Genomic DNA, 10,302 nt, shown 5'->3' with positions numbered 1-10,302 from the left:
ACAATGGCCAAAAAGACAGATCGAAATTTATTAGTGGGGCTGGATATAGGCACGTCGAAAGTCGCTGCTATCGTTGGTGAATACCGCGGTGGCGACGAAATCGAAGTGATCGGCATCGGCACCGCACCGTCCAAGGGGCTGAAGAAAGGCATCGTAGTCAATCTGGAATCGACCGTGCACTCCATCCAACGGGCGATTGAGGAAGCCGAATTGATGGCGGGTTGCCAGATCAAGTCGGTATTTGCCGGCATAGCGGGTAGCCACATCAAAAGCCTGAATTCGCATGGCATCGTGGCGATCAAAGAAAAGGAAGTGACCCAGCACGACATCGATAGAGTGATCGATTCGGCGCGGGCAGTGGCGATTCCGGCCGATCAGAAAATCCTGCACATCCTGCCGCAGGAGTTTGTGATCGACCAGCAGGAAGGCATCAAGGAGCCCATCGGCATGTCCGGCATTCGTTTGGAAGCCAAGGTGCATATGGTCACCAGCAGCGTCAGTGCCGAACAAAACATCGTCAAATGCATCCGTAAATGCGGGCTGGATGTGGACGACATCGTGTTGGAGCAACTGGCTTCCTGCGCGGCGGTATTGACTGACGATGAAAAAGATCTGGGCGTGTGCCTGATCGACATCGGCGGCGGCACCACCGACATCGCGATTTTCTCGGAAGGTGCTATCAAGCATACAGCGGTGATTCCCATCGCCGGCGACCAAGTCACCAACGACATCGCCGTAGCGCTGCGCACGCCGACCAAAAACGCGGAGGAAATCAAACGCCAATACGCTTGCGCGTTGACGCAATTGGCCGATCCGCAACAAACCATCGCCGTGCCCAGCATCGGCGACCGCGAACCGCGCAAAATTTCCGCGCAGAATCTGGCGGAAATCGTCGAGCCGCGTTATGAAGAATTGATGCTGTTGGTGCAAGCAGAGTTAAGAAGAAGTGGCTATGAAGATTTAATTGCCGCCGGCATGGTGATTACCGGCGGCAGTTCGCAAGTGAGGGGATTGGTCGAATTGGCGGAGGAAATATTCCATATGCCGGTTCGCATGGGGGTACCGCTGCATGTATCCGGATTGACCGATGTAGCGGAAAACCCGATTTATTCGACCGCGGTGGGTTTGTTGCTGTACGGCAAGGATCATCACGGCCGGGCGTTGGGCATGAACGATGATGGCGCGGATCTGTTGTCAAAAATCAAAAGCTGGTTTCAAGGAAATTTTTAATTTTTTGTCTGGAGGGTGTGAAAATGAAATATGAATTATTGGATAGTAGCGGCACCGCGGTTATCAAAGTCATCGGCGTGGGTGGCGGTGGCGGCAACGCGGTTAACCACATGGTGGAAGACGGTATCGACGGCGTGCAATTTATCTGCGCCAACACCGATGCCCAAGCCCTGCGGGAAATGAACGTAGAGTCCATCGTGCAATTGGGTGTTGAACTCACCAAAGGCCTGGGAGCGGGCACTCGCCCTGAAGTCGGTAGAGCCGCAGCGGAAGAAAATCGTGACCGCATCCGCGAAGTCATTGCCGGCGCCGACATGGTGTTTCTGACCGCCGGTATGGGCGGCGGTACAGGTACCGGTGCCATCGCGGTATTTGCCGAAGTAGCCAAAGAACTGGGCGTGTTGACAGTCGCTGTCGTATCCAAACCTTTTGATTTTGAAGGCTCCAAGAAAAAAGGCGTGGCCGATGCCGGTTTACGCGAACTGGAAAAACTGGTCGATTCATTGATCATCATTCCTAACCAAAAATTACTGCCGACTTTGGGCAACAATAAATCACTGGTAGAAGCATTCCGCGCCGCTAACGACGTGTTGCGCGACGCGGTACAAGGTATCACCGAGCTGATTACTCACCCTGGCTTGATGAACGTCGACTTTGCCGACGTCAAGACTGTGATGTCCAATATGGGCAGCGCCATCATGGGCACCGGCGTCGCCAGCGGCGAAAATCGCGCGCGTTTGGCAGCGGAAAAAGCCATTGCCTGCCCATTGTTGGACGACAACAATCTGCAAGGCGCGCGCGGCATTCTGGTGAACGTCACCTCCAACGGCGACTTGGGCTTGAACGAATTCGACGAAATCGGCAGCATCATGCACGCCTTCGCTTCCGAAGACGCCGACATGAAAATCGGTATGGCAGTTAATCCAGCGATGGGGCAGGAAATTAAAGTCACCGTCGTCGCCACCGGTATGGGTGAAAAAGCCAAGCAAGCGGCTTCGCCTATCAGTCTGGTGAAAAAAGTCGCGGCCGGCGAGATCAATTACGATCAATTGGACAAACCGACCATCGTCCGCCAGCAAAAACAGGAATCGACTCGGGAATCCCGCTTCGGCGCGCAACCTAGAAACGACGTCGATTTGGATTACTTGGATGTACCGGCTTTCTTGAGACGTCAAGCAGACTAAGGTCCGCTTGCGACGAGTCCTTATGAGGCTGCACAACCAAGTTCGGGGGGAGCTATCGCATAATCTGTGATAGACTCCCCGGCTTTGTTTTACCTATTTGTCGGCATTTCATGATTAAACAGCGTACTTTAAAAAACACCATCAGAGCCACCGGCGTTGGTTTGCATACCGGCGATAAAGTGTATCTGACCCTGCACCCCTCCGAGCCCGATACCGGCATCCGTTTTCGCCGCGTGGATTTGGAAACCCCGGTGATGATAGCCGCGCGCCCTGAAAATGTCGGCGAAACCAAGCTATCCACCACGCTGGTTCGTGACGGCGTAAAAGTTTCCACGGTCGAACATTTGCTGTCGGCTTTGGCCGGCTTAGGCATAGACAACGCGATTGTCGATGTCAGCGCCGCGGAAGTACCGATCATGGACGGCAGCGCCGGACCGTTTGTGTTTTTGTTGCAATCGGCTGGCGTGGTCGAGCAGGACGTACCCAAACAATATATCCGTATCAAACGCGCAATCCGCGTGGAAGACGGCGATAAATGGGCCGCATTCGAACCGTTCGATGGTTTTAAAGTCACCTTTACCATCGATTTCGAACATCCGGCGTTTTCCGAGCATTTGAAAACGGCGGTGATGGATTTCTCTTCGACTACGTTTGTGAAAGAAGTCAGCCGGGCCCGCACTTTCGGTTTTATGAAGGACATCGAGTTTTTACGCGAGAACAATCTGGCCCTGGGCGGCAGCCTGGATAACGCCATCGTGGTGGACGACGATAAAGTGTTGAACGAAGACGGTCTGCGTTATGCCGACGAATTTGTGAAACACAAAATTCTCGACGCCATCGGCGACTTGTATTTGCTGGGTTACAGCCTGATTGGCGAATACCAGGGTTTTAAATCCGGCCACGCGCTGAACAACAAGTTGCTGCTGAGCCTGATGAACGACAAAGACGCCTGGGAAATGGTGACTTTCGAAAATGCCGAGGACGCACCGATTTCCTTTATGCATTCCGCGCAAACATCAGCACGCGCGACAGGCTAATCCCGCATCACACAGACATTAAGCTGTGCCGTGGCCGGTCAACTTGATCGGCCACAATCCTTCCAAAACCTTCTAATCTTCCCGCAAGCGTTTCGCCAACGTAGCACCCAAACGCGCCAAAGCCGCGGCCAACACATCCTGTTCATCCGCTGGCTTAAACTGCTGTGCAATCAGACCGACATTTTCCGCTGACGGCAAGCGCGGTGTGCGTTTTGGCCGAATCGGCTCGCCTGTCGGCGGGACAATCCGTACTTGCAAGCGGACAATATAGGGATGCCCCGCACCATGCAATTTATCTAAAATCGCGCGATTGAAAAACCGAATTTGCGATGCCCAGCTGGCCGAATCGCAGTACAACAGTATCTGCGCCCCTGACGCCACGCAATGTTGAGCGTGCGGAGCAATCTCAGCCGGTAACGCCGTCCTGACAATGGTCAGCAAGGCCTGTTGCGCGTTAATTTTGGCCACACACAGATTCAACTGCTTGTTGTCAAAATCCAGCGCGGTCTTAAACACATTTTTGCGATAACGAGTCATTGCAAATTCATTTGCTCTGAGCCGACTTTTGGATATTCCAGAATCAGGCCCTGTTGATCGTTTTTAATAATATGCCAGCCATTTGCCACTATTTGCCGTTCATCAACGGCTGACAAAGGCAAATTTTCGGATTCCACACCGAATCGGCCCGGAAATAAACCGACGCGAATTGGTCTGCTGCCGGCTTGCTGTTTTATGTCACTGACAGCTTCGAGCACTGACATATACCCATCACCTGCGGACATGAACGCTCGCATTTCACCACCCTTTGTCCCTGCGGCAATGGCTTCAATCTGGCGGACTCGTGCGCCGCACTCTATCCGAAACACATGCGCCCAGTTCGATACCAAGTAAGTATCTGCCTGATTGCCGCACAAATAGGCTTTTCCAATTGAAAATGCCTGCGCCAATTTCGGGTAGTCGTTATCGCTGTTGCGGAAACTCTCCGAATTGACCGCATAGCTAGCATGGAAAAACACCAAGCAAACAGAAATCGCCAATTTGGCCTGCTTCCAGGCAATAATAGCGGGCTGCCTGCCATGATCAGCCAACAGCGCAAACATTCCAGCCCATAAAAAAGGCGAATATTGCAGGGTGTGGCGAAGATTAATCACCTCGCCCCATTGATAGCGGGTACGGGCAGCAACGACCACACAGGACCCCATGACCAGATAAATAGTTGAAATAGCCAAGGTTTTTTTACCGAAAGTCGGTAGATTGGAGCAACGGTATTTATAAGCCGCGTAGGCAGAGGCAATAATCAAAACCCCGAATCCCAGTAAACCAGGCAGCGACCAAGCCACATACCGGGCACATTCGCTACAAGCCGTTGCATCCTTTAGCAAAGCCTCGATATAGGTGCGTAAATTCTCGACAAAACCTATCGTGCTTGGCCCCATCACATAGGGATTCAGCGACCCAAACATCACTATATTTCTGAGCAGCAGCGGCGCTACGACCACGGCCATGCCAAACATCGCCGCAACAGCGCGCAGCAAAACAACGCGCCGTTCCCCAGCGGCGCTGCTTAACCAGCAGTAGCAAAAATAACAAATAACGCTAGCCAGCAGCGCTAAATGCGCATTTCTGATTGCGTAAGCTATACCGGCAAGCAAACCAGCGAAGATAAAGCCGACGATGGACCGCGAGTTAAGCGTCAACCCAATAACAGCCACCGCTAACCATAAACCGAATACATCGGTCAGCCCCATCAGCGAATGCTTGAGCACACCGGGTGATAACGCTGCTAATCCGGCCAGCAGCAAAGCATAAAGTGGTCCAAGGCTCTGCCGAAAACTGAAAAATAATAACCACGGCAATGTAATGGCAGAAAAATGCGCCAAACCTATCGCGGCATCTTTCGCATCGATACCGAAACTGGAAACGGCCGCCAGAACGACAGCAAAACCCACGGGAAACAAACGATTCTCGACCTGATCCTGATCTCCCGGCGCCAAGCCATACGGAGTAATCAGCAAGCTGCCTGAATTGAGAAAATTTCTGGCTTGTTCGATATAGCTGGCGCTGTCAGGCGTAAACGGAAAACTCGGCGACCGGTAGTGCATATGCACCATCATCACTAGCGATATCGCTGACAGAATGCATAATTGATGTAAAAGAGCTCTGAATTGCCAAGTCATACTTATTAGTTATCTCGTAACAGGGTCAGGAATTGGCAACGAGCCAAACGCCCTCGCAAATCAGCAAAATGCCCAAGACGCGGAAAGCAGTGACAGTCTCGCCGAGCAGCATGCCGATCAGCACGGTTAATGCGAAACCCAGGCCTACCAAGGGATAGGCTTTACTGACATCCCAGGATGCCAAAACCTTCAACCAAACTATGGCGCCGACACCGTATAAGGTAAACCCGGCAAACACAAATTTGTTGGTAAATACGATCCAAGGCAGGCGTGGTGTCAGCGGCCCGGCCATCGCCTGCTTGACATCCACACTGGACATGCCGAGTTTCAGCATAAACTGCGCGGCAACAGACAGGACGATGCTAAAAATAGCGATCAGTAGAATTTGCATGGCTTATTCCCAATGTGAAAAATGAGCGGCTAATGTGGCGAACAGCATCAACAGAACTGTGATCCGGCTACCGAAGTCGCGAACCGCAAACACCAGCGGGTCATCGTGCATTTCCCCGCGAGCGGTTTTAATCCACAGGCGTGCTAACCAATAAATCAGGCCTATCGCCACAAACCATAACAGCTGCGGATTTAGGTAACGTATCTGAGTCTCCGCCGAGGTAATAAATAAACCAAACACCACCACCGCGCACAACGCGGAACTGACACCCAAGGGCCAGAGCACGACCAGATCCACCGCCCGATAATCGCGGCCGTGTGTGGTTTCCCGGCCTTTTTGTTGCAAAGCGACCAGTTCGGAACAACGCTTGACTAAAGCCAGACTGAAAAAGATAAACACCGAAAAAGCCAACAGCCAGGAACTGGTCGCTACCGACGCGGCCACGGAACCGGCAATAATCCTGAGCGTATACAGGAGAGATAGCACCATTACATCGATCAATACATAGGATTTCAATAGCCATGTATAAGTAGTGGTGACGAATAAATACAGCAGCAACATACCCAAAAAGGCCTGCGACACGGCGAGCGCTAACACCAGGCCGGTCAGCAATAGCCCGCAAGCGGCTGCCAGACCTTTCAGAATGGGCAATTCAGCGCTGGCAAACGGCCTAAATTTCTTACGCGGATGATTACGGTCGCTGTCCAGGTCCCACAAATCGTTACCCATATACGTGGCGGACGCGGCCAAGGAAAACCCGAAGAAGCCCAGTACAACGGTACCCAACTTATCCAAGTCGTCAAACGAAAAAGCCGTTAGCAGCGGCACGAATATCAACAAATTTTTCAGCCATTGGTGCACCCGCAGCGCGCGCAACCACGACCGGATTTGATTCAGGTTGGCGGTAAATTCCTGTTCTATCGGTGTATGTTCCCGCACGAATTTCGCGACCGGCTTTGAGGTATTAACCAGGATTGCGGCTTGCGCGGCTCGCCAAATCGGCAAATCGGCCTTGCTGTCACCCGCATAGACAAAATTCGGCCCCACCGCCTCGCGGATGGCCTCCAGCTTGTTGACACCTTTTAAATTTCGGCTTTCGTCGCTGCCTAACACTTTATCGAACAAATCCAGATGCTTGGCAACCGCATCGGCAATATTGGTATGCGCAGCGGTAGCCAACACCAACTGTCTACCTTTGCGTTTTTCCGCGCGCAAATACTCCAGCAAATCAGTCCGATAAGGCAAACTCTCGACATCAAGGGCCGCTGCTTGCGCCACGCGCGCTTTAAACGCCGCTCGCCCCTTCGCTAACCAAAACGGCAATTTGAATATAGCGTGCGGCTGCCGTTTACAGACCTGTAATACCGATTCGACCAAGGTGTCGGAGGGCGTCAGCGTGCCATCCAAATCAACGACAAGCGCGGCTAGCGAAGTTTCTGTCATGTTATGTTTCTTTTAGAGTGATTGATGCAACGCTGAAAAAATCGAAAATATCTGGCTCATCGAAGGCATTGTAATGTAACAGCAATTCCGCAAGCTACGTTTAACTGGGCCCGCGCGGCCACCCACAACCTCCCTTGGCCGCGTCCCGCTTAATCCCCAGAAAAATCCAAGTACAATCCGGGCAGCATTTTTCTCGTTGAGTCTGTCTGTGACCCTGTTACTATCAACGACAATACGGTCCTGCCAAGCGGATTATCCGAATCAACAATGACAATATTGCGGAGGTTTTAATGACAAACTTATCGATCAAAACATTTCTAGCGCTATTTCTGGCGAGTCAAAGCATAGCCCATGCCGCCGATCTCACCCGCGCCCAAGTCGAGCAAATGCTGGCCAAGGCCGACAAGCAACACCCCGCCGACCTGCGCCGTAAGGATCTAACCGACCTGGACTTGTCGAATCTGGATTTTCGGAATGCCGACTTATGGGGCGCCGACCTGCGACGCTCCAATCTGAATAAAAGCAATCTGCAAGGCCTGACGCTGGATTTGACGGTGATGACCAATATCAAGCTCAGCGCCGCTAATCTAGCCAACACCAGCATCTTCGGCGTCAGCCTGATGCACGCCGACCTCAGCAACGCCGATATGAGCGGTAGCCGGGTGGTGGCGATCATGGACGGCGCGAATTTAAGCCACGCCAATCTCAGCAATGTGCAATGGGCGGCGGACATGAAAAATCAATCCATGGGCTTGATGCGCGCCAGCTTGAAAGGCGCCAATTTGACCGGCGCCAATCTCAGCAACGCCCAACTCGGCCGAGCCATGTTGAAGCACGCCAAACTGAATAACGCCAACTTACAAAACGCCGATCTGTATTCCGCCGAAATGGACGGCGCCAATCTGACCGGGGCCAATCTGACCAACGCCAATTTCTCGCAAGCCAAATTGCATGACGCGATTTTTACCGAGGCCGTGACGACCGGAACCCGCTTCGATGGCGCCCAAAACCTGCCCGATTCCGTCAAGCCCACCTCTTCCAAATAATCGAGACCAATTCATGCAAATCCCCAAGCAATTACTGCAACGCAAATCCGTCGAAGCCTTGACCGATGTTCAGCACGGCTTAAAGCAAACACTGACAGCCAAAGACTTGACCATCCTGGGCATAGGCGCGGTGATCGGCGCCGGCATCTTCGTGTTGACCGGCATCGCCGCCGCTAAATATGCCGGTCCTGCCATCGTAGTATCGTTCATTCTGGCCGGCATCGCCTGCGGCCTGGCGGCCATGTGTTACAGCGAACTGGCGGCGATGATTCCGGTTTCCGGCAGTGCCTACAGTTACGCTTACGCGACGATGGGCGAACTGATGGCCTGGATCATAGGCTGGGATTTAATCCTGGAATACGCCCTGGCCAGCAGCACGGTGGCAATAGGCTGGGCCGGCTACCTCACCAGCTTTCTGGAAAATTTTGGCGTACATTTACCCACTTATCTCACCACGGCCTATCTGGCCAACCCCGCGGCCGGCTTCATCAATCTGCCAGCGGTGGCAATTATTTTATTGCTGACCGGCCTGTTGGTGATCGGCATCCGCCAATCAGCCATTTTCAATTTCGTCATGGTACTGATCAAATTGTCGGTGATCATCGTATTCATCGTCGCCGGCTCCCAACACATCGAAACCGGGGAGAATTGGTCCAACTTCATGCCATTCGGGTTTGGCGGCGTCTTGACCGGAGCCGGAGTAATTTTCTTTGCCTATATCGGCTTCGATGCGGTTTCCACCGCCGCCCAGGAAGCCATCAACCCGCAACGCGACGTGCCGATCGGCATCATCGGCTCATTGGCGGTCTGCACCTTGCTATACATTCTGGTGGCAGGTGTATTGACCGGCATCATTTCCTACACCGAACTCAACGTCCCGGCACCCATTGCGCTGGCGGTCGATCATGTCGGCATGGGCTGGCTGTCACCGATCATTAAAATAGCCGCCATCGCCGGTTTGACTTCGGTCATGTTGGTGTTGTTGATGGGCCAGAGCCGGATTTTCTTCTCGATGGCTAAGGATCAATTGTTACCACCGCTATTCGCGCAGGTGCATCCCAAATATCAAACACCGCATTTATCGACCATACTGGTCGGCGTAGCCGTGTCTTTGCTGGCTGGCTTCATGCCTATCGAAAAACTCGGCGAACTAGTTAGTATCGGCACCTTGTTCGCGTTCGTACTGGTGTGCGGCGGCGTCTGGATCCTGCGCAACAGCCATCCGGAAATGGAACGCCACTTCAAATGCCCGGCCGTGCCTTACGTGCCGATTGGCGGGATCTTGGTGTGTTTGAGTTTGATGGCGGGCTTGCCGATTGATACGTGGATTCGGTTATTCGTTTGGCTGGTGATTGGGTTTTTGATTTATTTTGGGTATGGGGTGAAGCATAGTCAGTTGCGGTCTTCTTAGCTTTGGATGGCGTCATGCCCGCCGGGATGCGGGCATCCAGAGCCATGGATAGCGGGCTTAAATCTCCAAATTAATGTGTCGCTGGCGCGACGGCTGATTTTAATGTCGAGTCTCGGCCCGACGGCCGAGATACTTTCTTTTGCTCCGCCAAAAGAAAGTATCCAAAGAAAAGGCGGCCCAGATGCCGCTTGTTCCCTGCGCTCCTCGCTTTTGAACGGGGTCGCCGAAAGGGGCTTCCTGCCCCTTCGGCAACGCGCCGCATCCCTGCGGCACCCCTAACGGGCTAATCCGTTCAAAAGCTCCGGTGCTCGGCGCGGCATACGGGAGAAAACCATCCCGTAATTTGAAAGTTGATTGCCGCAATATCTCTTTCCCACTCACCG

The 10,302-nt window shown here is 53.0% G+C and carries 9 protein-coding genes; 5 read left to right on the top strand and 4 right to left on the bottom strand.

The genetic code is table 11. From position 1 onward, the window contains the following. Positions 1-3: 3 nt before the first annotated feature. From ftsA to lpxC, 3 genes are all read left to right on the top strand, one after another. A complete protein-coding gene (gene ftsA, locus QLH52_RS11615; protein ID WP_020483769.1) occupies positions 4-1,230 on the top strand; it encodes a cell division protein FtsA in 1,227 nt (408 codons plus the stop codon). Positions 1,231-1,253: 23 nt separating this feature from the next. Beyond that, entirely contained in the window at positions 1,254-2,414 is a 1,161-nt protein-coding gene (gene ftsZ / locus QLH52_RS11610; protein WP_033156793.1) for a cell division protein FtsZ, read from the top strand. Between the two features lie 110 nt (positions 2,415-2,524). After that, positions 2,525-3,451: a UDP-3-O-acyl-N-acetylglucosamine deacetylase gene (gene lpxC, locus QLH52_RS11605; RefSeq protein WP_192392174.1), complete on the top strand. Its 927-nt coding sequence runs from the start codon at positions 2,525-2,527 to the stop codon at positions 3,449-3,451. Between the two features lie 72 nt (positions 3,452-3,523). On the opposite strand, the gene QLH52_RS11600 is transcribed toward lpxC, so the two are convergent. The 4 genes from QLH52_RS11600 to QLH52_RS11585 all read right to left on the bottom strand — a co-directional run bounded on the left by QLH52_RS11600 (position 3,524) and on the right by QLH52_RS11585 (position 7,462). Next, positions 3,524-3,988, bottom strand: coding sequence for a DciA family protein (locus tag QLH52_RS11600; protein WP_319961654.1), 465 nt, complete (start codon positions 3,986-3,988; stop codon positions 3,524-3,526). Further along, positions 3,985-5,553: a hypothetical protein gene (locus tag QLH52_RS11595; protein ID WP_319961653.1), complete on the bottom strand. Its 1,569-nt coding sequence runs from the start codon at positions 5,551-5,553 to the stop codon at positions 3,985-3,987. Before QLH52_RS11595 ends, QLH52_RS11600 begins: the two co-directional genes overlap by 4 nt. 100 nt (positions 5,554-5,653) lie before the next feature. Then, the gene (locus QLH52_RS11590; protein WP_033156796.1) at positions 5,654-6,019 is read right to left on the bottom strand and encodes a DMT family transporter; all 366 of its coding nucleotides are present in this window, start codon (positions 6,017-6,019) and stop codon (positions 5,654-5,656) included. Positions 6,020-6,022: 3 nt separating this feature from the next. Continuing rightward, positions 6,023-7,462, bottom strand: a complete 1,440-nt coding sequence (locus QLH52_RS11585) for a UbiA family prenyltransferase (RefSeq protein WP_319961652.1) — start codon at positions 7,460-7,462, stop codon at positions 6,023-6,025. 290 nt (positions 7,463-7,752) lie between these two features. Here QLH52_RS11585 and QLH52_RS11580 point away from each other — a divergent pair, with 290 nt between their 5' ends. Together QLH52_RS11580 and QLH52_RS11575 are read left to right on the top strand one after the other, a co-directional pair. After that, the gene (locus QLH52_RS11580; RefSeq protein WP_253734560.1) at positions 7,753-8,508 is read left to right on the top strand and encodes a pentapeptide repeat-containing protein; all 756 of its coding nucleotides are present in this window, start codon (positions 7,753-7,755) and stop codon (positions 8,506-8,508) included. A 13-nt stretch (positions 8,509-8,521) separates the two neighbouring features. Beyond that, on the top strand, positions 8,522-9,919 hold the full coding sequence (locus tag QLH52_RS11575; RefSeq protein ID WP_319961651.1) for an amino acid permease: 1,398 nt from the start codon (positions 8,522-8,524) through the stop codon (positions 9,917-9,919). Positions 9,920-10,302 lie beyond the last annotated feature (383 nt).

The sequence above is a fragment of the Methylomonas defluvii genome, from assembly GCF_033949435.1.
GTDB classification, from domain to species: domain Bacteria; phylum Pseudomonadota; class Gammaproteobacteria; order Methylococcales; family Methylomonadaceae; genus Methylomonas; species Methylomonas defluvii.
Note: the sequence above shows the minus strand (reverse complement) of the source record. Positions and strands in the feature narration are given on the sequence as shown.

Coding starts and splice junctions, on each gene's coding strand:
- QLH52_RS11600 (WP_319961654.1), bottom strand. CDS start 3,988: ATGACTCGTTATCGCAAAAATGTGTTTAAGACCGCGCTGGATTTTGAC.
- QLH52_RS11595 (WP_319961653.1), bottom strand. CDS start 5,553: ATGCACTACCGGTCGCCGAGTTTTCCGTTTACGCCTGACAGCGCCAGC.
- QLH52_RS11580 (WP_253734560.1), top strand. CDS start 7,753: ATGACAAACTTATCGATCAAAACATTTCTAGCGCTATTTCTGGCGAGT.
- QLH52_RS11590 (WP_033156796.1), bottom strand. CDS start 6,019: ATGCAAATTCTACTGATCGCTATTTTTAGCATCGTCCTGTCTGTTGCC.
- QLH52_RS11575 (WP_319961651.1), top strand. CDS start 8,522: ATGCAAATCCCCAAGCAATTACTGCAACGCAAATCCGTCGAAGCCTTG.
- ftsZ (WP_033156793.1), top strand. CDS start 1,254: ATGAAATATGAATTATTGGATAGTAGCGGCACCGCGGTTATCAAAGTC.
- QLH52_RS11585 (WP_319961652.1), bottom strand. CDS start 7,462: ATGACAGAAACTTCGCTAGCCGCGCTTGTCGTTGATTTGGATGGCACG.
- lpxC (WP_192392174.1), top strand. CDS start 2,525: ATGATTAAACAGCGTACTTTAAAAAACACCATCAGAGCCACCGGCGTT.
- ftsA (WP_020483769.1), top strand. CDS start 4: ATGGCCAAAAAGACAGATCGAAATTTATTAGTGGGGCTGGATATAGGC.